We start from the raw sequence: 22,555 nt of genomic DNA, 5'->3' as shown, positions 1-22,555 counted from the left end.
GCTAGTCCGCGCGGCGCAGGCCGGTGATGGGCGAGAGTACCTCGTGCACGGACTCGACTCCGTGCCAGGGGAAGGCCTCCCAGCCGCGACGTTTGGCGGCATCGAGGTTAGTCTGCCGGTCGTCGAAGTAGATCAGGGAAGCGTACTCGTGGCCGGCTGCAGCCGCGGCCTGCTCGAAGCGGCGGAACGCACCCTGGTGGGGCTTGGTGAAGCGCAGGTCGGGGGAGAAGCAGGTGACGGCCGCGGCGGTCGTCCAATCCTGATCCATCACGGCCTCCATGACCGGACGCGGCGCGTTGCTGAAGATTCCCCACGGCTGGTCGATGGCGTTCAGGTGATTCAGCAGGTTCAGCACGGAAGCGTTCACGGTGGAGCACAGGCGCGTGTCGGTCTCCAGCAGCTCCGCGATCAGTTCCTCTGTGGGCTGCACGCCAGCAGCTCGGCAGAGCGTGGTGAAATAGTCGTTCGGCCCCATCGACAGGCTGTAGCTTTCGCGGTAACGGCCGTAGGCTGCCTCGAAACTAAACGGGTCGGTGATGATGGTGGGAACGCTGGTCTGGCTGCCGTTGTTGGAGCGAGACTGAATGTTGGCGTGGCGGATCATTACGGTGGTGAGCTCGCGCAGGGTGTGGCGGCGCTGAACCAGTACGCCGCCCAGGTCGAAGACGATCAAGTGTTCCATAGTGCTGGTGCCTGCCTTTGCAGTCGCAATGTAGCGGGAGGATGCTGGTCTAGTAGGGTTTGTGGCTAGTGTGCCGTGCTTGCGTGACCAAAAGGTGGCGCCGATGCGAAGCTAAAACGAACCGGGGGTGAACTTAATGCAGAAGTCAACCAATGTAGCCCGTCGCGTGCCTTCTGCGGTGGCGGTCATCGCCGCGTTCGCGGTGCTGCTGACCAGCTCTAATCTGCGGAGTCCCGTCAGCGCTTTCCCGCCAATCGCCGACGACGTACGAACCGGGCTGGGTGCCTCCGACCTTTTCATCGGCCTGGTTGGCATGGCGCCTACAGCCATGTTCGCCGTTGCCGCTGTCCTTTCCAGCCCTTTGGCTAAGGCTCTATCCTTCCGCGCGGTCATCAGTACCGCTATGGTGCTTGCCACCGCCGGGTTCGGCCTGCGCATGGCGGCGCCCAATGAATGGCTGTTCCTTGCCGGGACGATGATCGGCCTGGTCGGAGTGGGTATTACAAATACCCTACTGCCCGCTGTAATTAAGGACTACTTCCCGTTCAAGCTAACGGTCATGTCGATTGCTTACATGGCAGTTGGACAGGTCAGCATGGCTACCGCATCCGTGGTGTCTGTGCCTCTGGCCGAGCTCGGCGGGTGGCGCGTAGCGATCGGAGTGTGGGCAATTCCGCCGCTCTTGGCGCTGTTGTGCTGGGGAGTTCTTGTGTTCTCGGTGACCCCGGGGACCGCCGCCCAACGTGGCAGCGCGATGCTGCGACAGGCGCATCCACGGAAGCTACTGGGCGTCATAAACAACAAGAACAGCGAGTCGCGCGGCGTGTATCGGCACATGTGGCGTAACCCCGTGAGCTGGGGGATCGTGGTGATGTTTGCCATGACATCCTCCATTTCTTACTGCTTTATCACCTGGGCGCCGAAGATCATCGTGGAATCTGGCGGGTCGGCGCAGCTCGGCGGCATTATCGGCGGGGTGTTTGCGCTCGTCGGGACTGCCTCGTCATTTATCGTGCCGTGGATGACCTCGCGATTTGAACGCGGCGCGGCATGGGTGACGATCCTGTCGTGCAGCTGCATGTTCGTGGCCCTTTTGATGGTGATTACCGACCCGATGCGTCTGCCAGTGGTGTGGATTTCGCTGGTTTCACTGGGGTGCTCTACCTTTCCGTTGGGGCTGATGCTGATCGCCACCCGTACCCGCGAACCGAAGGCCGCCGCAGTTCTTTCTTCGGGCGCGCAGGGCATTGGGTACACGGTCGCCTGCATCGGACCTTTTGGTTTTGGTGCTCTTTATGACGCCACTGCGTCCTGGACCGCCGGACTGTTGGTTCTTGTGGGGTTCAACTTCATTTTGCTGGCGGCGGGCCTGGTGGCCAGCCGGAAGGTGTTCGTGGACGACCGCACGTAGAACTGCCTAGGGAGCACCGCCTAAGGGAGCGCTAGGGTGGTGGGCATGGCAAGAAAGAAGCGTCCGACACCCGTTCCGCCCGAGCCGATCGTCCCGCTGTTCGACTCGCACACCCACCTGTGGTCCACAGTGCTGAAGAACCAGCACCGGCAGGACGTGGTGGGCTCGGATGCAGGGGACAGGACGTTCGGGGAGGAAGACCACCGCCGGCTGGTGGGTGAGTTCATGGATCGCGCCTATGCCGTGGGCGTGCGCGGCGTGTGCACCGTTGGCGACGGGATCGAGGAAACGGAGAAGGCCCTACAAGCTGCAGAATTCCACGACCGCGTGTGGGCGGCCTGCGCTGTACATCCGACAAAGGCCCAGACGGTGACGGGGGAAGTGTGCAAGCGTTTGCGCGAGATGGCCTTCCATCCGCGTTGCGTGGCCATCGGCGAGACCGGACTGGATGCGTATTGGATAGGCAAGGATCCAGGTGACGGGGAGGAAACACCGAGCATCGAGGTGCAGGAAGAGGCGCTGCGCTTCCACATCGAACTGGCCTGCGAATCCGGCAAGGCACTGATGATCCATAACCGCGAGGCCGACGCCGACCTGCTGCGAGTGCTTGCCGACGCGCCGCAGCCGGAGAACGTGATCCTGCACTGCTTCTCCTCCCCGCTGAACGTGGCTAAGGAGTCGCTGGATCGCGGCTACGTGCTGTCCTTCGCGGGCAACGTGACCTTCAAGCGCAATGAGGAGCTGCGCGAGGCAGCGCGCATTGCCCCGGCGGAGCAGATTCTGGTGGAGACCGATGCGCCCTACATGACCCCCGAGCCTTTCCGGGGCGCGCGCAACGAGCCGGCCTTTGTCGGATACACCGCGGCCTGTGTGGCGGAGCAGCGGGGAGTAGCGCCGCAGGAACTGGGGGAGCTGGTTACGGCGAACGCTCAACGGCTTTACGGGATCGACCTGGGAGCTTAGTGCATAGTGCTGTCTCGCTAGTGGCTCCGCTAGTGAGGTTTCTGTTCCTTGTGTGACGCTAGGTAACGAAAACATATAGAAATTAACGCATGTTGGGGGCTGTGGCTGCTGTTATCGCAGCTGCACCCCCATATTTGTGATTTGCGGAACATTTTGGCGCGGATCTTTGTTTAACAAGGATCGTTATCGTATTGTGACAAAAGTTGAAAAAATCGGCGTTCGGGCGCCCCGTCGCTACGTGCACAGAACGTGGCGAGGTTGAAACCTAAAGGGCGTCAGTAACAAGAGAGGCAACGATCTAGTGTCACCGAAGAAGAAGTCCCACCTGCACCGCATTAACAACACCAGCTCCACCCCGCTGCGCATCGCCACGGGTGGCATGCTCGCAACCCTGGTTGTCGGCGGCGGCGTTGCGGTGGCAGGGCAGAAGTCGGTCACTTTGGATGTCAACGGTGACATCATTCAGGCCAGCACCATGTCCGGCGACGTCGAGGGCGCACTGAAGTCCGCTGGTGTGGAGATCGACAACCGCGCAATGGTCACTCCGGCACTCGACGAGGCCATCAGCGACAACTCCAAGATCACCGTCCGCAGCGCGCGCACCGTGGCCCTGACCATCGACGGCAAGCAGGAGAAGATTGACACCACCGCACTGACCGTTGGCTCCCTGTTGGACCAGATTGGCCGCAGTGACGCTGCGAGCAATCTATCCGAGGCGCGTAACCAGGAGATCCCGCTCGATGGCATGGAACTGGAGATCGTCACCCCGAAGAAGTTCACTCTGAACGACGGTGGCGAGGACGGTCGCATGAGCCTGCCTGCCCGCACCGTCGGTGAGATCTTCGAGATGCGCGGCACTCCGCTGGGTAAGGATGACAAGGTCACCCCGGCTGCCAACACCCCTCTGAAGGAGGGCATGCACGTCGAGGTCACCCGCATCGCTAACCGCGAGGAGACCAAGGTCGAGGAGATCCCGGCTCCGGAGCGTGTGAAGGAAGACCCGAACATGCCCGAGGGTGAGGAGAAGGTCGTAGAGAAGGGCGCGCCGGGTAAGGCTCGCGTTGTTGCGACCGTCCGCACCGTCAATGGCGAAGAGGTCAGCCGCAAGGAGAAGTCCAGCAAGGAGATCACCGCTCCGAAGGAGCGCGTGATTATCCGCGGTACCAAGAAGACTGACAAGGGCGAGGGCAAGGACAAGGGCTCCAACACCGGCGCAGCAGCTCCGGCTGTGGCCAACGGTTCCGTCTGGGATCAGCTGGCGCAGTGCGAGGCCGGCGGCGACTGGTCCATCAACACCGGCAACGGCTTCTCCGGTGGCCTGCAGTTCACCCCGTCTACTTGGGCTGCTTTCGGCGGCACCGAGTACGCACCTGCTGCCCACATGGCTACCCGCGAGCAGCAGATCGCAGTTGCCGAGCGCGTGCAGGCCGGACAGGGCTGGGGTGCATGGCCTGCCTGCACCTCCAAGATGGGTCTGCGCTAAGCCGTAGACCAATTGCAGCGCGTGGCTATGCACAGCAGGGCGCAGCCGCGCACCAACCTCGGTTTTTATCGAGCATCAGCTCGACTATCCTGTGAATGGTGAATGAACGGAAGATTCGGCTGCTGGGGCCCAATGAGATCCGGCAGCTCGCCGAGGAGCTGGACCTAAACCCCACCAAGAAGCTGGGGCAAAACTTCGTCCACGACCCCAACACGGTGCGCAAAATCGTGAAGGCCGCCGATGTCACCGCGGACGACAACGTGGTGGAAATCGGCCCTGGCCTGGGCTCTTTGACTCTCGCGCTATTGGAAACTGGCGCGAGTGTTACCGCCGTAGAGATCGATCCGCGCCTGGCCGAGAAGCTGCCCGCCACCCTGGAAGAACAGGGCGCAGGCGAGGCCGATGCGGCAGTGATCCTCAAGGACGCGATGGCGGTAACGGCGCAGGACTTTGCAGACGCCGGACGCCCGCTTCCCACCGCGCTGGTGGCGAATCTTCCCTATAACGTCTCGGTGCCCGTGCTCTTGCACATGCTGGAGGAGTTCCCCAGCATCGACCGCGTTCTGGTCATGGTGCAGCTGGAAGTCGCCGACCGTCTGGCCGCCGGGCCGGGATCCAAGATCTACGGCGTGCCCAGCGTGAAGGCCGGCTTCTATGGATCCGTCACCCGGGCGGCGACCATCGGCAAGAACGTCTTCTGGCCAGCTCCGAAGATCGATTCCGGCCTGGTGCGCATCGACCGCTATGCAGAAGGCGCGGAGCCGTGGGCCGGCGGGCAGTTGGGCGCCGACCTGGGTACCGAACAGCTAGATGTCGAGCAGCTGCGCCGCGAGGTGTTTGCCCTAGCCGATGCCGCGTTCCTGCAGCGCCGCAAGACGCTGCGTGCCGCCCTATCCGGCCACTTCGGTGGCGGCCAAGCGGCAGAGGAAGCGCTACGCCGGGCGGGGATCGACCCGACCCTGCGTGGCGAGAAGCTCTCGACGGAACAGTTCGTGCAGTTGGCCGCGGCCTCGCTGAGGGGTGCACAATGACTGTCTCCCACATCTTCGGCCCCCAGGAGCCGCAGTACCGCTCCGTCACGGCTAGTGCGCACGGCAAGGTGAACCTGCATCTTGGGGTGGGGCCGGCCAGGGAAGACGGCTACCACGAGCTCGACACGATCTTCCAGGCCGTGTCGCTGAAGGAGGAGGTCACCGTCGCGCTGCGGGATGCACAAGGCGCGCAGGACGCACAGGATGCTGAAGCGGCACAGGAGGCCATATGCGCCGCGCCGTGCACCTGGAGCGTCTCCGGGTTCGACAGCCACCTGGTGCCCCAGGACTCGAGCAACTTGGCGTGGAAGGCAGTCGCCGCTATTCAAGAGCAGGCGCGGAACGCGCACGTACCTTGGGCAGACCAGCCCGTGCACATCCACATCGACAAGGGAATCCCCGTCGCCGGCGGGATGGCCGGCGGCTCGGCGGATGCGGCGGCGGCGCTGGTTGCGGCGACAGAGCTGTACTTCCCGGACCCGCGGTCCCCGCGCCGTCCGGGCAGCGCACAGCTGTCCGACATCGCCGCCGACCTGGGCGCCGACGTGCCCTTCTGCCTGCTCGGCGGCACGGCCCGCGGCACGGGAAAAGGGGAAAACCTTTTGCCCGTCATCGCCACGGGCACTTACCACTGGGCCATCGCCACCGACAAGCGCGGCCTATCCACACCGGAGGTGTTTAAACAGCTGGATCAACAGCGCGCCGCCGCCTCAGAAGCCAGCCCCAAGGCCGCGCGAGCTGGAAGCCCCGAGGGGCTGATCGCAGCTCTGCGGACGGGCAACCCGGAAGAAGTGGGAAAGCTGCTGGCTAACGACCTGCAAGCCCCGGCCATCAGTCTGCTGCCCAGCCTGCGCCAGACCCTGAAGGCCGCCGAGGAAGCCGGCGCCATCGCAGCAATCGTCTCCGGATCCGGGCCCACGGTCGCCATGCTGTGCGCATCCGCTGACGACGCGGTGGAAGTGGCGACAGCCGTTAGCGTGGCCGGGAAAGCCAGCTCCACGATGACGACGAGTTCCCCAGCTGCGGCTGCGGGCGTCATAAAAAGGGAAGAAGTACTTGAGTAACCTCATCAACCTAGAAAAAGTCTCGAAGAGCTATGGGCTCAAGACCCTGCTCGACGACGTGAGCCTCGGAGTAGATAGCAACGACCGCATCGGCGTGGTCGGGCTCAACGGCGGTGGCAAGTCCACCCTGCTGAACATCCTGAGCCGGAAGGACGAGCCGGACTCCGGGCGCGTAAGCCACAACAACGACCTGCGCATGGCAATGGTCACCCAGGACGTGCTGCGCGACGCACCGGAAGACATGACAGTCGCCGGGGCAGTGCTGGAACCGCTAGGTCTGCAGGAATACGAATGGGCCGGCGACCCGAAGGTGCGCAGCGTACTCAACGGGCTGGACATTGCCCGTCTGGGGCTGGATACTCCCGTGCGCTCGCTGTCCGGTGGCGAGCGCCGCAGAACCGGCCTGGCTGCCGCGCTGGTGCAGGATCTGGACCTGCTGATCCTCGACGAGCCGACCAACCACTTGGACGTCGAAGGCGTGCAGTGGCTGGCCGAGCACCTGCTGGGGCGCAACACCGCGCTGGTTGTGGTCACCCACGACCGCTGGTTCCTGGATACCGTCGCCAACCACACCTGGGAGGTGCACGACGGCGCGGTGGACGTCTACGAGGGTGGCTACAACGACTGGACCTTCGCCCGCGCCGAGCGCGCCCGGCAGGCAGATGCGGCCGAACAGCGCCGCCAGAACCTCGCGCGCAAGGAACTGGCGTGGCTGCGCCGCGGGGCGCCCGCGCGAACCTCGAAGCCGCGCTACCGCATCGAGGCTGCCGAGTCTCTGATCGCGGACGTGCCGCCGATGCGCAACAAGGTGGAGCTGATGAGCTTCTCCGCGCGCCGCCAGGGTAAGAAGGTCATCGAGCTGGAGAACGCACGCATCGCCACCCCGGACGGCCGCACCCTGGTCGAGGACCTGACCTGGCGCTTAGGCCCCGGCGAGCGCATTGGCCTGGTGGGAGTGAACGGTTCCGGCAAGACAACCCTGCTGCGCACCCTGGCGGGCGAGGCACCGCTGGAACAGGGTCGCCGTATTGAGGGCAAGACCGTGCGTTTGGGCTGGCTGCGGCAGGAGCTGGACGACCTGGACCCCACGAAGCGCCTGATTGAATCTGTCGAGGACGTCGCCAGTTACGTGACCTTCGGCGACAAGGAAATCAGCGCCTCCCAGCTGGCCGAGCGGCTGGGCTTCAGCGCGAAGCGCCAGCGCACGCCCATCGGGGACCTGTCGGGTGGCGAGAAGCGCCGCCTGCAGCTGACCCGCGTGCTGATGGCCGAGCCAAACGTGTTGCTGCTGGATGAGCCGACGAACGACCTGGACATCGACACCCTGCAGGAGCTGGAAAGCCTGTTGGACGAATGGCCCGGCACGCTCGTGGTGATTTCCCACGACCGTTACCTGATCGAGCGCATCTGCGATTCCACCTGGGCGCTGTTCGGCGATGGGCGGCTGACGAACCTTCCCGGCGGCATCGAGCAGTACCTGGAGCGCCGCAAGCAGGAGGCTAGCGATGAGGGGCGCAAGAACACTCTGACCTTCGACGCTGCGGATTCTGGTTCTGGTAGCTCCGGCGCCGCCGGTTCTGGCGCTGCTTCTTCTGGACGCCCCAGCCTCGGCGCCAAGGAAGTCCACGCACTCACCAAGGAAATGAGTGCGCTGGAAAGGAAGATGGCCAAGATCGAGCAGAAGATCAATTCCATCCACGAGAAAATGAACGAGGTGGCGGAAAAGGCAGCTACCGGCGAGCCCGTGACTGACGAGCTAGCCGCGCTGGATAAGGATCTGAAGGCCAACCAGGAAGAACACGGCGAGCTGGAGATGCAGTGGCTGGAGATCGGGGAGAAGCTTGAAGATAGCTGATGTCGCCTCCGCCGCAGAGGAGGAAATCACTGGGAAGCTAAGCGCCGCTAGGGATCAGTGGGAGGCCCACGTGGACCCCGGTGGTGTGCTCGTCGGTGCGCTGCTGTTCGCGGCTTCGCTCACGCCTTCGCTGCTGCCGCGCGACTGGCTGTTTCAGGGCGTGGTCGCAGGTATCTCCGGCGGCACCGGCTATACCGTTGGTGTGTTCCTCCACTGGTTGTGGGAAGCCTTCCTGCAACGGCGCTTCAACGAGCCCATGGGACGGGGCCGCCGCAAGGCCCTGGGGCTGCTAGAGAAGCTACAGCATAAGCTGGAGCTCAGCGACCGAGGGATGCGGAAGCTGAAGAATGGCCTGGAGATTGGCTTCGTGGCCGTCGTGATCTTGGCACTACTTGTGTGGGTTTCCTTCGCCGTGCGTTGGCAGCAGGAGCTGGCACACCTGATGGACGCGGAGGCTTATACGGCGGCGGAGTTCCTGCTTGTGCTGCCCATCGGCATCGGACTGTGGGCGCTGATCGTGCTGGTGGGTAAGGGGCTGCTGTGGCTGATCGAAGCCTTGGAAGATGGCCCTGTGGGGCGCCGTTTGGGTGGTGTTACCCGCCCGCTGTTCGCCTGGTTGGCCGTCGGCATGGCCTTGCTTTTCTTGGTGGATACCGTCGTTCCCGGCACGGTTGTCAGCGCAGCTGAACGGGTGTTTTCGGTCCGGGACCAGGAGATCCGGGAAGATCTGGAGCAACCCCAGGTGCCGGAGCGTTCCGGCAGCCCGCAGTCGCCCAACAAATGGGAGGATCTGGGCGCTTTCGGTACAAGGTTCGTCGGTTTAGGCCTGTACAAAGATGAGCTGGAAGCACTGACCGGCCGCCCCAGCAAGGAGCCCATTCGCGTTTACGCCAGCCTGAAAAACGGTGCGGAGGATACGGATAAAGCTCGGGCGGACAGCGTGGTCGAGGAGCTGAAGCGCACGGGCGCGAAGGATCGGAAGGCGTTGCTCGTGGTGCCCGCTACGGGAACCGGGTGGGTGAACCCCACGGCCGCTCAGGCCTTCGAACTGATGTTTGACGGCGATTCCGCGATCGCCTCGGCCCAGTACTCCTACCTACCCAGCGGCGTGCAGTTCATCGCTGACCAGCAGCGTGTGGAAGACGCCGGAGAGGCGCTGGTCTCTACCGTTGTGGACTGGTGGCACACCCTGCCGGAAAACGATCGTCCGAAGCTGTACGTCTACGGCGAATCGTTGGGCACCAACGCGGGTAGTGGGGCCTTCTCCGGCGTGCGCGACATCGTCTCTAGCGTGGACGGCCTGCTGTGGGCGGGCCCGCCGAACTCCAACAAGCTCTGGCACGACCTGGTGGATCGGCGCGACCCCGGCTCGCCGCAAGTCTCTGCCGAATACGCGGGCGGGCTAAATGTCCGCTTTGCGGAGAACTCCGACGAGATCTGGCGGTGGCGTCGAGAAGAAGATCTGACCTCGCGTGCGGGCTGGCACCAACCGCGAATCCTGTTTATCCAGCACCCTTCGGACCCGGTGGTGTGGTGGTCGCCATCGCTGATCGCCCAGGAACCTGATTGGCTGAAGGAACCGGCGGGCTTCGACCGCTCGCCGTCTATGTCCTGGATTCCGTTTGTTACCTTCTGGCAGGTCACCATGGATCTTCCGGTTGCGGCCAACGTGCCGAATGGCCACGGGCACAACTACGGCAACAGCGTGCTGGACGGGATGCTGGCGATGGTCGGAGGGCGGGACTTCAACCCGCAGCGTGCCGAGGAGCTTCGCGAGCAGTTGGACGAGGCGATGGAATCGCAAGGCCCGGAGAAGGAAGTCGGCGTGGACAACGGCTAGAGCCGGGCGCAGGGGCGTGTGTAAGCCGGAGGCAGGGCAAAGATCCTCTGCCAGCTGGGCATCTGCCAACACTCGGGCGCACAGCGTAGGGTGGGGCACCATGATCCTTATCAACGTAAAATAGCCAAAAACCACCCCACGACCAGGCCACTAACCGCCAACAACGCGCAAACCGCCACGCCGATCCCGCACCGATCCCGCACCAGACAACACACCCGCAATCACATCCGCCGCCACATCATCACCACCCGGCACGAAATGCGCATACACATCCAAAGTCACCCGCGCCGACGAATGCCCCAATCGACGCTGCACAGCCTTCACCGGCACACCAGCGCTTAGTAGCTCCGTCGCATGAAAATGCCGGAAAGAGTGCGGCGTCACCGGATCAACACCCACGACGAGGCACAACCGGCGCAGCGCCTGGGAGTACTTCTCCGCCGTCATCGGCACCCCACCCCACCGGGCATGAAACACGCGCTCATCCACACGCGGCAGCTCATTAATCGCGGCCAGCGTCTCATCATCCACACTCAAAGCGCGGATACCCTTGTCGCCGGTCTTTAGTGGTCGCGTGCCAGCGCCAGTCCGCATAGCCTGCTCCAACACCAGAACCTGACCATTATCGAAATCCACATTCTGCCACCGCAGGCCGGCCACCTCACCGGGACGCAACCCCGTCGCAGCACTCACACGGATCATCACAGACAGATCAGGATGCGCCTGGAACCACGAATACTTCTTACCCTTCTCACGCTTTCCATAGCCCGTGCGCGCGTACCGTATCAGCTGGTCGATCTGCTCTTTGGTGGGTATGTCATGCCATGTCACGCGCGTAGTGGGCGCAGGCGCGGTCACGCGGCGCGCCGGATTCTTCGGGATCAACCCATCATCCACAGCCTGCTCAAGCACGAGCTTCACGTTCGCTAGGGCACTCGATACAGCAGACACACCTAGTGGTGCCCCACCCTTCCACGGCCTTCCGGTCTGTAATGTCGCCACCCAGGCGCGTATATCGGCAGGGGCAAGCGTACCGACAGGGTGGTCAGCAAGGTCACCCAGGTTACGCATCATGGACACGCGGAACGGCCTGGACACCTCAGTGCCGGCGTTGATCCAATCCTCGACTAGGGTGCCAAGGGTGGTTTTCTCCAAGGTGGGGTTAGCCCATGTGCCACGGGTGAGCGCGACCCGCTGGTCTGCGAGGTACTGCTTGGCCTCGCGTTGCGTGTCGAAGCTCTTAGAGTGCTCCCGCCCGGTCTTGTCACGATAGCGGGCGACCCAACGGGTCTTGCCGGTCTTAGTAGTGCGTTTCTGGACGCTCATGGCGGTGCCCTAAATACCTAGCCCAGCGTCGTTAATGCGGCTGGCTACATCTTGTGCCTTCTTGAGGCTCTTTACCGGCCCCGTGGTCACCAATACCCGGCCGTCGGCAAGCTGAACCTCTAGCGAAATATCGCCCTTGCTCTTCTTCGCCATGCCGCCGATGACCGCCCCAACTGGCCCGGCGAGAACCGCTCCTCCGACGACGCGACCAGCACCTACCTTCTGCTTCACCCCGCCTTGGTCAACCGTGGCGCGGGCACCGTGGGTGGGGAACTCGTGCCCCTTGTAGGTGAGCACTCCCTCACCTGTGAGGGTGATGTCTCCGAAGGTATGCCTTTGGGCGCGCTCGTTCTCCTCGACGGAGGCGGCCAGCCGGGCACCAAAGGTGCTCACCTGGGGCGCTTCCCACTGTTCTTCTAGCTGGTGGGTGGCTGCGTGGTTGATCGCGGACTCGAAAGCGTCTTGCTGGGAGCGGTGAATCCATACGCCATAAAGATCGGAACCTGTGCTTGCCTCTGGGAGGGGGTCTTTGAGGTCGATTCGGTAGCCGTGCATGGTGAATCCGGCGTTGGAGATGTGGGTTTTAGCGATCGCCCCGTAGGGGATGGTGTGTGGCCCGAACTCCACTTTTTTGCTGTTGTTACGGGGCTTTTTGTGGGTGATGGTCACGGTGGCTGTGGTGTCGTCGAACACGATGGTGTTGTGCTTGTTGTCGATGGTGGTCATGGGGAGTCCTTCTTAGTGGGTTAGTGCTTGGCGCATGTAGACAGCCAGCAGGTGCTGGGTGACCTCCAGTTCGTCGGCGAGTTCGCGGTGGTCGCCTTGGCACCACCTGTACGCCGTATCAAAAGCCTGGGGGTCGATTAGCAGGCGCGCTGCGTACCGGTCGGCGCGGGCTTCCTGTTTCTGGTCGTAGTGGCCGTGGCCGGTGGGCTGGTCGCCATAGTGCGCGTGGCCGAGCTCGTGGGCGAGGGTGGAGCGGTACTGCTGGATACTCATTCCGCGCCTGGTGCTGATGGTGTGGGTTGTGTGGTTGTAGTAGCCCTTGACGCCGCCATTATGGCGGGTGAGGGTTACGCCGAGTTGGCGGGCTACGTGGTGCAGGTCTGGGCAAGTGATGGTCATTCAAGGTCGCTCCCTTCTTGCTGTGCTCGTAGTGCGTCCTCGTCGGGGCTGGAATCTGCGACGGCCTGGAACTCGTAGACGGTAGCGAGTTCGTCGTGATCTTTTTCTTCGAGTCGGCGGACGATCTCTTGAGCGAGCTCGAGGTCGGTGTAGCTGCTAAGCGAAGCTTCTTGGAAGTGCTCGTCCATGTCGGCGCGCGTTATGCATCGACTAGTAAGTAAGCCGGGGATTGGGTTGGCGCCATAGGCGCGGGCGAGCTCAATGACAGCACTTGCTGTGTCGTTCTTGAGCCGCCGTTGAATCGTGGGGTGGGTGGTGCCGAGCTTGTCGGCGATGGTGCGCCATGATGCGCCGCCGGTCACCTCGGTTATCCATTGCTGAAATTCGCTCATGTCTACATGGTACATTTTCTAACCACTTGAAGCCATTCGAGCTGCATGGATAGTAAATAAACCAACCCCGTTTTGGGGTAATGGTTTACAAGTGCGCCATCATGGATTACCTTTAAACCATACCGGCAAGGAGGTGAACCACATGACCAAGGCAATCAAGCTCAACACAGAAGCGATGAAGACGCTCGTCCGCACCCTCGGACTCTCGGAGAGCCAGGCAGCGGAGCGCATCGGAGTTAAGCGGCAGACATTCGTCCGCGCAATGGAGGGCGGGAACGTTTCGGCAGCATTCGTCGCCGGAGTTCTTATCGGGTTCGGCCTCGAAGATTTCGGGCAGATGTTCTACACGACCACGCGCGAAGAGATTGCGGCATAGAAAAAGCCCCTGCAGGAACAGGGGCAAAAAAGGAAAGTAAGGAAAGTATAGCAGATGACACAGATAAATGGAGTGAGCGAGCACGCGAACTTCTACCCCATGCTCGGAGAGGAAGCGCTCGCGGAACTCGCTGCAGATATTCAGGCGAACGGCCAGCGCGACCCGATCACGGTCAATAAGGACGGCGTTCTTCTCGATGGGCGTAACCGCCTAGCCGCCTGCAAGAAGCTGGGTATTGAGCCGCTGATTGAAGTTTATGAGGGTGACGATGAGGGCGCGTTTGTGCGGTCGTCGAATGAGCGTCGTCACCAGCCGACCGGGTCGCGGGCTATGTCTACCGCGCTGTCGCTTGCGAAGGACGGGAAGCGAAAGAACGGGCGATGGAAGCGGGGAAGCGTCGATAATGGCGAATCCGCCACTACCGGGTGGGCACACCGCATAAAGGAAGCAGGCCTAGTCCTCGACGAAATGCCGGAGCTCGCGAATCAAGTAGTCAGTAGCGCAATCACGCTCGATGACGCTTGTGGAAAAGCCAAAGCAAAGCGTGCCGCCCGCGAGGCCGAGGAACGCGCCCGCATCGAAGAAGCCCGCGACGAGCAACAACGCGAAGACAAAGCAGGCCGATACTTCGACAACCACCCCGAAGCCCAGGAATGGCTGAACTCAAAGCCTCAAGGAACTTTTGAGACCATGCGCGGAGCATACGCCGCCTACATGGAGCACGACCGCGAAGCCCGCCGGGCGGAGCAGGAAAAGAAGCGCAAAGAAGAGGCGGAGCGCCGCGAGAAGCGAGAACGCATTGAGCGTCACGCCCGCTACCTCGAAGCCTTCGTCATGAACTTCCAATGGGGGCTCGACATGGCCACCTGGCCAGAGCGCCAAGAAGTGCTCGACGCGGCGCCCGAGGACATCGCCAAGCGATTCCTGGAAATCGAAACCACCTACCTGCAAGGAGCAGAGAAGTGATTGACTACACCGACACTCTCACCTCAAGGCTGAACGCAAACCGCCCCGACCGATACATCGACAAGACTTGGATCGACCAGGTCGCCGACTCGATCCCGATCGACGTAAACCATATGGAGGAGATCGCCCGCGCACACCTGCGACACCAGGCGCGCGCACTGGAATCGAACTTCACCAAATCGGCCAATTCCGTCATGCGAGAGTACAGGCGCACCGGGCAAGAGCCTCTGGACTGGCAGCTCGTGGGAGAGATTCCCATCAGCGTCAAGAACACCATTCTGGTCGACGGAAAACCTAAGACTGTGCGCGAGCGAGTGAAGCTCGCGGCAGCCACGCCACGCGACCTTGAGCTGTGGGCGGAAGAGGAGCGTCGCGCCTCCGATCGTGAGCATAAGTCGCGCATGTTGTCTGTCGAGGCTGCAGAAATCTGGGCGGCGAAGATTCGAGAATCTGGCCAACTTTCATGGGGCGCATATCAGCAGAGCTTGAAGCACGCAGCCTAGACCCCCGGTTCGTCTGGGAGGGAAGCCTGGACGAGCCCGCGATACAACACAAGAAAAGAACAACCAAATGACAAACTCACTCGACTATCTACAGAGTCTCGCGCATGGCTACGAGTCGCACATCTGTAATGAGCTGCTGAAAGAGCATCGCGACATGGATGTCATCAACCGTGCCGTCGAAGATCTCCGCGAGGTGCGGGCGCAGATCGACAAGCAGGTTGCAGCACTCATGGCATGAACCATGCCTAACTGATCTGGTTCGTCTGGGAGGGGAAGCCCGGACGAGCCACCACGAAGCGTCACTGTGACGTTTCGCGCCCTGGGTAGACCAACCCCCAAGTGCAATTCCTGGGCAGGGCACAAGGCCACCAATGGCCGAGTTCTTTGACAACTGAATATCACCGTCTGCGATACGGGCGGGGCGAGCGCTGGTTCTTAGATGCGCCATGACCCCCGCAAGCCCCAACAAGGGGCAGGAACCCCACCCGCCAGTGGGAGGTAACTACAGACGACACAGACCCTCACAAGGTGTTTGCACGCGATCACCAGCCACGCCAGCCACTAGGCGCGCGCTATGTGACGTGCAAGGCAGGTTCGAGTCCTGCCGAGGGTACTAGGGGCGTAGCGGTCGACCTTCCGACGTTTCGTCGCCGCGTAAGCCCACCCCACGACCACCCGCGAAGAGTGCGAGGGTGGCGCTGCGCCCCTTTCCCTAAAACGCGACAAACCCCACCCAGATCATCGCCTAATCAATTCTGATCCAGATGGGGTGTCGTTGTTCTGCCATTCACCAAAAACAAGGCCACACGAAAGGACAAAAACTGTGACCCAACGCAAATTTTACACCATACCCGAGGCTGCAGAAATACTGCGAATTCCGCCCGGCACCCTGTACCGCCATGCCCGCGAAGGCCGGCTCGCCCATCTCAATCCCATCCGTATCGGGAATGCCACCCGTATCCCTGTTGAATCCATCACCCCCAAGGAGGACGCATCATGAGTCGCCACGATGACACCCCAATCACAGAACGGATCATCCCGTCAGCCCACCCTGCTATCCAGGGGGCGCAACAGCGACTCATTAACGAGATCGACGAGTGGCTGGAGATGGACGATGATTACGTCGATGACGCGGTTCCCTACCAGCTCAATGATGAGCAGAGGGTGACCTTGTTCGACATGATCGCAGCATCTTTGGCTGCTATCGCGTTCGCGGGCACGATCCTGCTGATCGCCTGGCATCTCGGAAAGTTGTTGGTCTAATGCCCCTGATTGACCCGTATGACCACGACGATTCGACCCCACCCCCGCCGTTTTGGTTCTCCCTCGGTTTTGCCGTGGGCATGGGCGTGATCCTGATCTGCGTAATCCTGCTGACCTAGAAAGACCACCATTGAAAGACCTAGAGACCCAGCTCGCGGAGATGAAGCTGGATCGCCTGATTTCCGCGACACATTCCCAGCTGCTGAAGACGGACGACCCGCTGGCTGCTTATACGGCTGAATTACTACACCGGCTTCCACGCCTGCGTGACCGTAACCGCGAGTTGCAGCAGCAGCTAAGCCGAGCGAATCACCCGCGCCCAGGCATGGCCGCCGACCGGCTACGGAAGAAGGTTCGGGAGGCGACCCGGTCGCAGCGTGCGATCTGTAATCACCTGGACGCACTAGCGAACGAGATCAGGTGACCAAAGTGCGCGAGATTAAGCAAGTGCCGATCCCGTCCGGGCTACAGGCTGCACTAGCTGCTAAGCGCGACCGCCTGGGCAGCGATCTGATTGTGGAGCTCACGGGGATTTCGCCAGCCCAGCTCAATGAGTGCTGCAACCCCGTATCGCGTCGCAACACAATGTTTATTTCCACGCTAGACAAGCTCGTTACCCGCCTCGGGCTGGACATCAATTTCATCTACGAGGCAGAGAACGAGGCAAGGCGCCTTATAGAAGAGAAAGGAGCGTTGCCACCATGCCGCAACGCCTAATTAGCTTCGACACCGAAGAGTGGCTGGAGCAACGCCGTGAGGTTATCACGGCTACGGAAATTGCTAGGGCGATCCGGTCGCCTAAATACGCCCGCGAGCTGCGCGAAGAAAAGCGCACCGGCAAGCAAAACTTCACCGGCAACCGATACACCGAGTGGGGCAAGGAACGCGAGCCGGTTATCGCTAAACATGTTCGACTAGAGATCGACTCGAGCCTCGAGGCCAACGACGACCTGTGGGTGGACGATGCCGGCCTGATCGGTGCAACACCGGACATGGTCGATCGTGACTGGCGCGAGGGGCAACCAATGGAGCTCATCGGCGAGATCAAGACCGTTGGCGCCCACCGTGACTGGGGCGACGGGGATATTCCCGCCGTGTACTACGACCAGGTGCAGGTACAGCTGTATGTGACCGATGCGGACGAGTGCCTGTTCGCCTGGGAGCCGTACGTAATCGAGGGTGAGGAGTTCAAGCCTGGCGAGGTGCGCAGCTGCGTCATTCGGCGCAATGAGAAGCGCATCAAAGAGCTAGTGGACTTCGCCCACAAGTGGCTCGAAGGCAAGAACCCCGAGCGCCCGGACGTGTCCTTCGAGCTCGCGCAGATCAAGAAGCTCACCGACATGAAAGCCGGTATCGAGGCGGAGATTAACGAGCTGCGAGCACAGATCATGCATGCCATCGGTGACGAGCCGGGCAGTTGGGAGTATCCCAGCATTGGCCTGGTGACGATGACGAAGCCGAGTGTGCGCAAGACCTTCGATTCCAAGAGGTTCCGCAAAGATCATGCCGACCTGGCAGACGAGTACACGGTTGAGAAGGAAACGAAGCCCAGCTTGCGTCTTACATTCGAGAAGGAGCACAACAATGACTGATGTTCATCAAGCAATGCAGGCCGTCATGAATGACGTGACTAGCCTCGGAAAGAATCAAAGCAACAGCCATCAAGGCTTCAAGTTCCGTGGCATTGATGACGTAATGCAGATTTTCGGCCCTTCTATGCGCTCCCACGGGCTGCGCTGCGTGCCGATCGACATTGAAGCGACGCAGGGCGAGAAGCAGACGCGGAGCAGTGTTGCTAAGACTATTGACCTTATCGTCACCTACCGATGGTTTGGCCCTGACGGCTCGCACTTCGATAGCAAGGTCGCGGCGGAGTCTTTTGATTCGGGAGATAAGGCCACAGCTAAGGCTATGAGCGTAGCGCTTCGCACCCTGTTCTTGCAGGCGTTTTGCCTGCCAACGAACGAGCCAGACCCTGATAGCTACACTTATGAAATCTCGCTTTCGTCGAAGCAGCAGAAGTTCCTCGATGCAGTCAATAAGGAGACGGACATTGAGCGATTGCGTGAGAAGTGGGGGCAGGCGCAACAGCTAGGCCTCGCTAAGCAGGTAGCTAACCGGGTAAGCGAACTTAAGGCGGAGCTCAATGGAGCCTCTTAACCCCGTCCAGATCGAACGCGACCTGCGCACCACAAACGAGCGCATCTATAAGGGCGTGGAGGTCGTCTCAAAGGCTTACGCGGACTACCTCGATGCAGAGCGCGAATACAAGAACGCTTATGCCATGGCCTACCTGGCAGCCGAGGGTAGCATTAAGGACAAGGAAGCCAAGGCGGAGGTTTCGACCGAGGAGAAGCGCGCAGCCCGCGATGTGGCCGATGTGGCGCACAAGCGAGCGAAGGACACACTACGCGCCGTCATGGGCGAGCAGTCCGCACTACAGACCATGGCGGCTGGAATCCGTCAGGCGTATGCCGGGAGTGGTCATGGGCAAGCGTAAGGCAATGCCTCCTGCAGTCGCTAACGCGGTTCTCGACCGAGCCGAGGGCGCCTGTGAGGCGATGATCCCCGGCGCTTGCGCTTGGCAAGCCCAGCACCTGCATCACCGCAAGATGAGATCACAAGGCGGCGGACACACGGAGGATAACTTGATCGCCGTCTGTAGCGCCTGCCATACATACGTTCACGCTAACCCCGCTTGGTCTTACGAGCGGGGTTTGTTGATTCGTGGCCGGGACGAGGTCACCTGGCCGCCGAAATACTACCGAGGGGTTTATAGGAAGGAGGAAGAAGATGGCTCGAATCAGAACCATTAAGCCCGAGTTTTTCACATCGCCAGATACGGCCAGCGTCTCACATACGGCAAGGCTTCTTTATGTGGCCATGTGGTGCCTTGCCGATGACCACGGGCGCGGAGAGATGAACATGCTTCAGCTCCGCGCTTTTGCTTTCCCGGAAGAGGATCAATGGCTCGACTCTGAACTTCAGAGGCAAGGCAAGGAATTTCAGTGTCTTTGCAAGGAAGTTGTGGACGGCTTCGGAATCGACGTTTACAAGCACCGTGGGCGTACTTTTTACAACATTCCTAGCTGGGACGACCACCAAAAGCCTCAACGGCGCGCGAACCCGAAATTCCCAGCGCCAGATGACCCGGATTCTACCCCTGACCAGCGGTTTAGTAGCAATGAAGGAACTTCAGTGTCTCCGCAAGGAAAAACACCCCTAGGAACAGGGAAAGGGAACAGGGAAAGGGAACAGGAATATATATCGTCCGAACCGAGTTCGGACTCGTCCGCCCGAAGGTCGGACGCGCGACCGAGCGAGTATCCGCCCGCATTCGAGGATTGGTGGAAGACCTACCCACGCCGACGCAATGCCTCGAAGAAGGACGCGGCGAAGCAATGGCGCGAAGCAACCAAAACCATCGACCCCGAAGAGCTGCTCCGCCTCACAGCCGTCTATGCGGACAACCCCGGAGTGGACGATGCCCGCTACATCCCCCACCCGCACAAGTGGCTCAAGGATCGTCGCTGGGAGGCAATCGACGAAAACGACACCCCAGTCGCAGTCCCCAGGAACCGATTCACACCTGAAGCGCTTGAGGATCGTTTCTTCGGCAAGGGGAGTGAGCCTGAAGTCGTAGAAGCGGAGGTGCTGCAATGGCAACTCGAAGCATGACCGACGAGCAAGCGCTGAAGATCGCATTCAAGGTGATCTCGATCCTCAAGGCTGCGCTGCCACAGCACATGCCCCGCATGGATGACGATCACCAGACCCGCGTCGTTGCCACCGTCTATGCCGACGTGGTCGCCAGGACACACCTCCCAGCTCGCGTGTTCCAGGAAGCCGCGCTGTGGATCACCCGCACCCATGACGGCGACCGGCAGATCACGCCCTCTCTGTTCCGTCAGGCGGTGTGGCGCGCCAATGAGGAGCTATCCGCTGACCCCGATTACCGGCAAGTCCGGGAGCAGATCAGGCAGAAACGCGAGCAGCAACGGCACCTGCAGATGGGACTCACTGCCGATGGGCGATCCCCAGAGCTATGCCAGCGAGCCGGGAACGTCGACCAGAAGGCCGTAGAGGCGACGAAGAAGCGCTTTGCGAACAAGTGGGTACTAGAGCCAGGAAAACCCGCGAGAGACGCCAACCAGAGCGAATCTGACGCCAACCAAGACCAACCAAGCACCAAGGAGTAGAAAAAATGACCCACATGACCGTAACCGGCAACCTCGCCAGCGATCCCGTGCTGCAGCACAACGCGGACGGCCAACCCTGGGCAGGGCTCACCGTTCTGTGGAGCGAGCGGGAGAAAAACAACGCCACCGGACAGTGGCAAGACACACCCGTCATCGCCGTCAAGGTGTCCTGCTTCGGCACCCTGGCCGCCAATGTTGCGCACAGCCTCAAGAAGGGCACGCGCGTCACCGTCGCGGGCAAGGTGCGACCGACCGCATGGCAGTCACCTAGCGGCGAGCAGCTGCAGATCAAAATGACCGCCGACTCTGTAGCGCCTGATCTGCGCTGGGCAGTCGCAGGTGTGCAGAAGGCCACGACGAACCAGCAGGGCAACCAGCAGCAGAACGGCTTCAGCCAGCAGGACAGCCAGGCGGGATTCGGACAACAGCAGGCCGACCCATTCGCCGACCAGCCCGCCAACCAGCAGGGAGACAACGATGGAAACCCGCCTTTCTGATCTGACCTTTTTCGTGCCGGGAATTGCTGCGCCGCAGGGCTCAAAGAACGCCTACCGACGCGGGCAGAAGATCGTGCTTGTGGAGTCCTCCAAGAAGGTCAAGCCATGGCGCGACACTGTCTCACAAGTTGCCCGATTCGTCTGCAAGCGACCCATCGACGGTGCCGTGACGGTAGCCGTGCATTTCGTCATGCCACGCACTAAAGCCATGCGCGATAAACCGGCGCCACCCATGGTGCAAAAGCCTGACCTGGACAAAATGCTTCGCGCCGTCAACGACGCACTGACCGGCATCGCTTACGCCGACGACTCACAGATAGTCCGCCTAACAGGCTCCAAGCGTCGCGCAGCACCGGGCGAGAAAACAGGCGCACACATCACCATCACTCCATTCATGGAGGGCGCAGCATGAGCCGCCCAGTAACCAATTTCGACCGCGCAATCGACATCGCAGCCTACATGGACGAGGTGGGCGAAAGCCTATTTGAGCTCGTGCACCAGCTACATGTCGCTGGGCTCATCGCACCCGATCCAGGCGAGAACAGTGTCACCTACTACGACCTGTACGAACCCGACGATTCAGCACCGATCTACCGACCAGAGCCTAAGGAGGACACCCCATGACCATCAGTAAAACCTACGAACTACCCGCGCCCACAACGAGCCGCCGCACCTACAGCGCTTGGTTCACCGGCCACTCCATCGAAATTGAGGGCGACATCGACAACGACGGAGCCGTCGCCCACAACCGCAGCCGGGGCACCATCTACGTGGATACGCATGAGGGCGAAGAACTAGCACTCGACTACAACGAAGCCCGCCGCGTAGCCCTCGCCCTCCTCGCAGCCGTGGAAGAAGCCGAAGCCATGAAGGAGGACGCTCGATGACCAGCAACCATAAGCGCTTGGAAGAGCTACAACAGCAGGCTAAAGCCCTCGCGGAGCGGATCGAACAGCTGGAAGACCAGATCAACCACGCGCAACCCACCACCGGGCTACTAGGCCGATGGGCAAAACACCCGGAATATGGCGACGTTCTTATCGCTGACGATAAGTCACACAACGGCCTCATTCAGATCGTGTACCTAAGCAGCATCTCAACAAACGGGACATACTCGCGCACCGTGAATATCGACGACCTCGAATTCCCAGACCAAACCACCCGCCCGCAGGACGTACCCGTAGGCGAAGCGTGGCTAATCGACGCAGACGAAGGTGACTTCAGCACGACGAACGCCCCAGCGGTCAAGGAATCCACAGGTTTATGGATAACCGGCGAAAACAACGAGGGGGGCGTGCGCGCATGGAGCGACAACGAAGTCACCCTCATCACCCCGCTCATTCCCGCCCGCCCACACGACACCCCAGAAACCGTCACCACAGAAAAAGAATACGGAGCACTACCCGAAGGAAGTATTGTCGCTAAACCGGGCGAAGACCCGTGGACACACAAACCCTATGTGTGGGAGCAGAGGGGCGCCATCACCGACGACGTGATGCTCTCCGGAACCACCCGCCAGGTTCTCCGCCACGGATGGGGAACCAGCCCAGCTAATTCATAAAACAAAGTGCGAAACCGC

The 22,555-nt window shown here is 61.3% G+C and carries 31 protein-coding genes; 26 read left to right on the top strand and 5 right to left on the bottom strand.

The genetic code is table 11. The features are described 5' to 3' along the window. Position 1: 1 nt before the first annotated feature. Positions 2-682: an HAD family hydrolase gene (locus CJEIK_RS08390; protein WP_005293612.1), complete on the bottom strand. Its 681-nt coding sequence runs from the start codon at positions 680-682 to the stop codon at positions 2-4. A 136-nt stretch (positions 683-818) separates the two neighbouring features. On the opposite strand from CJEIK_RS08390, the gene CJEIK_RS08385 reads away from it, so the two are divergent. From CJEIK_RS08385 to CJEIK_RS08355, 7 genes are all read left to right on the top strand, one after another. Then, positions 819-2,093, top strand: a complete 1,275-nt coding sequence (locus tag CJEIK_RS08385) for an MFS transporter (RefSeq protein WP_005293609.1) — start codon at positions 819-821, stop codon at positions 2,091-2,093. Positions 2,094-2,138: 45 nt separating this feature from the next. After that, the gene (locus tag CJEIK_RS08380) at positions 2,139-3,056 is read left to right on the top strand and encodes a TatD family hydrolase (protein WP_005293606.1); all 918 of its coding nucleotides are present in this window, start codon (positions 2,139-2,141) and stop codon (positions 3,054-3,056) included. Between the two features lie 301 nt (positions 3,057-3,357). Next, positions 3,358-4,539, top strand: a complete 1,182-nt coding sequence (locus tag CJEIK_RS08375; RefSeq protein ID WP_005293603.1) for a resuscitation-promoting factor — start codon at positions 3,358-3,360, stop codon at positions 4,537-4,539. A 95-nt stretch (positions 4,540-4,634) separates the two neighbouring features. Further along, the gene (gene rsmA, locus CJEIK_RS08370; protein WP_005293601.1) at positions 4,635-5,570 is read left to right on the top strand and encodes a 16S rRNA (adenine(1518)-N(6)/adenine(1519)-N(6))-dimethyltransferase RsmA; all 936 of its coding nucleotides are present in this window, start codon (positions 4,635-4,637) and stop codon (positions 5,568-5,570) included. After that, a complete protein-coding gene (locus CJEIK_RS08365) occupies positions 5,567-6,634 on the top strand; it encodes a 4-(cytidine 5'-diphospho)-2-C-methyl-D-erythritol kinase (protein WP_035009473.1) in 1,068 nt (355 codons plus the stop codon). Before rsmA ends, CJEIK_RS08365 begins: the two co-directional genes overlap by 4 nt. Next, entirely contained in the window at positions 6,627-8,489 is a 1,863-nt protein-coding gene (locus CJEIK_RS08360) for an ABC-F family ATP-binding cassette domain-containing protein (RefSeq protein ID WP_005293592.1), read from the top strand. Before CJEIK_RS08365 ends, CJEIK_RS08360 begins: the two co-directional genes overlap by 8 nt. Then, positions 8,476-10,329 (top strand): alpha/beta hydrolase, encoded by a 1,854-nt coding sequence (locus CJEIK_RS08355; RefSeq protein WP_005293589.1) that lies wholly within the window; start codon positions 8,476-8,478, stop codon positions 10,327-10,329. Before CJEIK_RS08360 ends, CJEIK_RS08355 begins: the two co-directional genes overlap by 14 nt. Positions 10,330-10,479: 150 nt before the next feature. Here the strand turns inward: CJEIK_RS08355 and CJEIK_RS08350 are convergent, their stop codons facing one another. Genes CJEIK_RS08350 through CJEIK_RS08335 form a run of 4 tightly spaced genes read right to left on the bottom strand, consistent with a single transcriptional unit; the run spans position 10,480 to position 13,172 of the window. After that, positions 10,480-11,655, bottom strand: coding sequence for a tyrosine-type recombinase/integrase (locus tag CJEIK_RS08350; protein WP_005293586.1), 1,176 nt, complete (start codon positions 11,653-11,655; stop codon positions 10,480-10,482). 9 nt (positions 11,656-11,664) lie between these two features. Beyond that, positions 11,665-12,381 carry a hypothetical protein gene (locus tag CJEIK_RS08345; RefSeq protein WP_005293581.1) on the bottom strand — a complete coding sequence of 239 codons (717 nt, stop codon included), beginning with the start codon at positions 12,379-12,381 and terminating at the stop codon, positions 11,665-11,667. A gap of 12 nt (positions 12,382-12,393) precedes the next feature. Then, entirely contained in the window at positions 12,394-12,780 is a 387-nt protein-coding gene (locus CJEIK_RS08340; protein ID WP_005293576.1) for an ImmA/IrrE family metallo-endopeptidase, read from the bottom strand. Further along, positions 12,777-13,172 carry a hypothetical protein gene (locus tag CJEIK_RS08335; protein WP_143336407.1) on the bottom strand — a complete coding sequence of 132 codons (396 nt, stop codon included), beginning with the start codon at positions 13,170-13,172 and terminating at the stop codon, positions 12,777-12,779. The genes CJEIK_RS08340 and CJEIK_RS08335 overlap by 4 nt, the downstream gene beginning before the upstream one ends. 142 nt (positions 13,173-13,314) lie before the next feature. On the opposite strand from CJEIK_RS08335, the gene CJEIK_RS08330 reads away from it, so the two are divergent. The 19 genes from CJEIK_RS08330 to CJEIK_RS08240 all read left to right on the top strand — a co-directional run bounded on the left by CJEIK_RS08330 (position 13,315) and on the right by CJEIK_RS08240 (position 22,537). Further along, positions 13,315-13,548, top strand: coding sequence for a hypothetical protein (locus CJEIK_RS08330; RefSeq protein WP_005293571.1), 234 nt, complete (start codon positions 13,315-13,317; stop codon positions 13,546-13,548). Positions 13,549-13,602: 54 nt separating this feature from the next. Continuing rightward, the gene (locus CJEIK_RS08325; protein WP_005293568.1) at positions 13,603-14,514 is read left to right on the top strand and encodes a ParB N-terminal domain-containing protein; all 912 of its coding nucleotides are present in this window, start codon (positions 13,603-13,605) and stop codon (positions 14,512-14,514) included. Further along, entirely contained in the window at positions 14,511-15,017 is a 507-nt protein-coding gene (locus tag CJEIK_RS08320; protein WP_005293566.1) for a hypothetical protein, read from the top strand. The genes CJEIK_RS08325 and CJEIK_RS08320 overlap by 4 nt, the downstream gene beginning before the upstream one ends. A gap of 67 nt (positions 15,018-15,084) precedes the next feature. After that, complete coding sequence (locus CJEIK_RS08315; RefSeq protein WP_005293563.1) at positions 15,085-15,255, top strand: hypothetical protein; 171 nt, start codon at positions 15,085-15,087, stop codon at positions 15,253-15,255. Between the two features lie 585 nt (positions 15,256-15,840). Continuing rightward, positions 15,841-16,017 carry a helix-turn-helix domain-containing protein gene (locus tag CJEIK_RS08310; protein WP_005293561.1) on the top strand — a complete coding sequence of 59 codons (177 nt, stop codon included), beginning with the start codon at positions 15,841-15,843 and terminating at the stop codon, positions 16,015-16,017. Continuing rightward, positions 16,014-16,280, top strand: coding sequence for a hypothetical protein (locus CJEIK_RS08305; protein WP_005293559.1), 267 nt, complete (start codon positions 16,014-16,016; stop codon positions 16,278-16,280). The genes CJEIK_RS08310 and CJEIK_RS08305 overlap by 4 nt, the downstream gene beginning before the upstream one ends. Positions 16,281-16,410: 130 nt before the next feature. Then, positions 16,411-16,704: a hypothetical protein gene (locus CJEIK_RS08300; protein WP_005293554.1), complete on the top strand. Its 294-nt coding sequence runs from the start codon at positions 16,411-16,413 to the stop codon at positions 16,702-16,704. Between the two features lie 5 nt (positions 16,705-16,709). After that, positions 16,710-16,997, top strand: coding sequence for a hypothetical protein (locus CJEIK_RS08295; protein WP_143336406.1), 288 nt, complete (start codon positions 16,710-16,712; stop codon positions 16,995-16,997). Next, complete coding sequence (locus tag CJEIK_RS08290) at positions 16,982-17,872, top strand: YqaJ viral recombinase family protein (protein WP_005293549.1); 891 nt, start codon at positions 16,982-16,984, stop codon at positions 17,870-17,872. The genes CJEIK_RS08295 and CJEIK_RS08290 overlap by 16 nt, the downstream gene beginning before the upstream one ends. Next, complete coding sequence (locus tag CJEIK_RS08285; protein WP_005293547.1) at positions 17,865-18,440, top strand: ERF family protein; 576 nt, start codon at positions 17,865-17,867, stop codon at positions 18,438-18,440. The genes CJEIK_RS08290 and CJEIK_RS08285 overlap by 8 nt, the downstream gene beginning before the upstream one ends. Beyond that, positions 18,427-18,780 (top strand): hypothetical protein, encoded by a 354-nt coding sequence (locus CJEIK_RS08280; RefSeq protein WP_005293544.1) that lies wholly within the window; start codon positions 18,427-18,429, stop codon positions 18,778-18,780. The genes CJEIK_RS08285 and CJEIK_RS08280 overlap by 14 nt, the downstream gene beginning before the upstream one ends. A gap of 4 nt (positions 18,781-18,784) precedes the next feature. Beyond that, positions 18,785-19,096: an HNH endonuclease gene (locus CJEIK_RS08275; RefSeq protein ID WP_256639353.1), complete on the top strand. Its 312-nt coding sequence runs from the start codon at positions 18,785-18,787 to the stop codon at positions 19,094-19,096. Continuing rightward, positions 19,074-19,958: a hypothetical protein gene (locus CJEIK_RS08270; protein WP_034964480.1), complete on the top strand. Its 885-nt coding sequence runs from the start codon at positions 19,074-19,076 to the stop codon at positions 19,956-19,958. The genes CJEIK_RS08275 and CJEIK_RS08270 overlap by 23 nt, the downstream gene beginning before the upstream one ends. Then, on the top strand, positions 19,940-20,479 hold the full coding sequence (locus CJEIK_RS08265) for a hypothetical protein (RefSeq protein ID WP_143336405.1): 540 nt from the start codon (positions 19,940-19,942) through the stop codon (positions 20,477-20,479). Before CJEIK_RS08270 ends, CJEIK_RS08265 begins: the two co-directional genes overlap by 19 nt. 5 nt (positions 20,480-20,484) lie before the next feature. After that, positions 20,485-20,976: a single-stranded DNA-binding protein gene (ssb, locus tag CJEIK_RS08260; RefSeq protein WP_005293533.1), complete on the top strand. Its 492-nt coding sequence runs from the start codon at positions 20,485-20,487 to the stop codon at positions 20,974-20,976. Further along, positions 20,957-21,388, top strand: a complete 432-nt coding sequence (locus CJEIK_RS08255) for a RusA family crossover junction endodeoxyribonuclease (RefSeq protein WP_005293529.1) — start codon at positions 20,957-20,959, stop codon at positions 21,386-21,388. Before ssb ends, CJEIK_RS08255 begins: the two co-directional genes overlap by 20 nt. Then, on the top strand, positions 21,385-21,600 hold the full coding sequence (locus tag CJEIK_RS08250; protein WP_005293525.1) for a hypothetical protein: 216 nt from the start codon (positions 21,385-21,387) through the stop codon (positions 21,598-21,600). The genes CJEIK_RS08255 and CJEIK_RS08250 overlap by 4 nt, the downstream gene beginning before the upstream one ends. Next, positions 21,597-21,863: a hypothetical protein gene (locus CJEIK_RS08245; RefSeq protein ID WP_005293522.1), complete on the top strand. Its 267-nt coding sequence runs from the start codon at positions 21,597-21,599 to the stop codon at positions 21,861-21,863. Before CJEIK_RS08250 ends, CJEIK_RS08245 begins: the two co-directional genes overlap by 4 nt. Next, positions 21,860-22,537 carry a hypothetical protein gene (locus tag CJEIK_RS08240; RefSeq protein ID WP_005293519.1) on the top strand — a complete coding sequence of 226 codons (678 nt, stop codon included), beginning with the start codon at positions 21,860-21,862 and terminating at the stop codon, positions 22,535-22,537. The genes CJEIK_RS08245 and CJEIK_RS08240 overlap by 4 nt, the downstream gene beginning before the upstream one ends. Positions 22,538-22,555 lie beyond the last annotated feature (18 nt).

This window comes from Corynebacterium jeikeium, assembly GCF_028609885.1.
Taxonomy (GTDB): domain Bacteria; phylum Actinomycetota; class Actinomycetes; order Mycobacteriales; family Mycobacteriaceae; genus Corynebacterium; species Corynebacterium jeikeium.
Note: the sequence above shows the minus strand (reverse complement) of the source record. Positions and strands in the feature narration are given on the sequence as shown.